Source organism: Vibrio rotiferianus CAIM 577 = LMG 21460 (assembly GCF_002741985.1).
Classification (GTDB): domain Bacteria; phylum Pseudomonadota; class Gammaproteobacteria; order Enterobacterales; family Vibrionaceae; genus Vibrio; species Vibrio rotiferianus.
This window is the reverse complement of record NZ_APHW01000061.1, coordinates 1-606: the sequence shown is the minus strand read 5'-3', so window position 1 is coordinate 606 and position 606 is coordinate 1. Positions and strand designations below refer to the sequence as shown.

General features: G+C 44.4%; 1 protein-coding gene. It reads left to right on the top strand.

Annotation, left to right across the window (positions count from 1 at the left end):
• Positions 1-359: 359 nt before the first annotated feature.
• Complete coding sequence (locus B853_RS15860; RefSeq protein ID WP_038883229.1) at positions 360-587, top strand: hypothetical protein; 228 nt, start codon at positions 360-362, stop codon at positions 585-587.
• Positions 588-606: the final 19 nt, after the last annotated feature.

The window sequence follows — 606 nt, the reverse complement described above, 5'->3', positions numbered from 1 at the left end:
ATCAAGCATCGGCTCAGAGTCCACACAATCAACTACAGGGGGCGCAAATGTCAAAGCAGGGCATGATGAGGCTTTTAGCGTAAGCTTCGGAGATTGATAGAGGAAGCGGAAGACGCAGCGGTGGATAGTGAGGCGTTTGGTCAGAGTGCTATCCATGCGCTAATTCTTGAACACATCGAGAGCCACGCTTACCCGAACAGCTCGAAATACGACTGACGCGCTATCGCTTGTCGGATTCGCACCAGGCATGAAAAGACTTCGCTATTTCATGCCTGGCACAAATCTCAATTTAAAGGAGATAAACCTATGTTAGAACTACTAATTTTATTGTTTTTAATTCTGTAAGGAGATTCAAAGGGATGTTTAAAAAGATATTGATCGTGTCAGTGTGTGCAGTTCTTGGGGCTTGTGCATCGCATGAAGATTTAGTGCTTAACTCAGGATGCCCAACAGGGGCGTCTATGGCTGAAATTAAACAAGGTTGCAATCAGCCAGAGACACCAGAGCAAACACAGAAAAGAATCGAAACGTATTACCGGTATCTAGCCGTTCTGCAGGAAGACGCGAATAAAAACAAATCGCTATAATTCTGTAKRKGATTTCGTT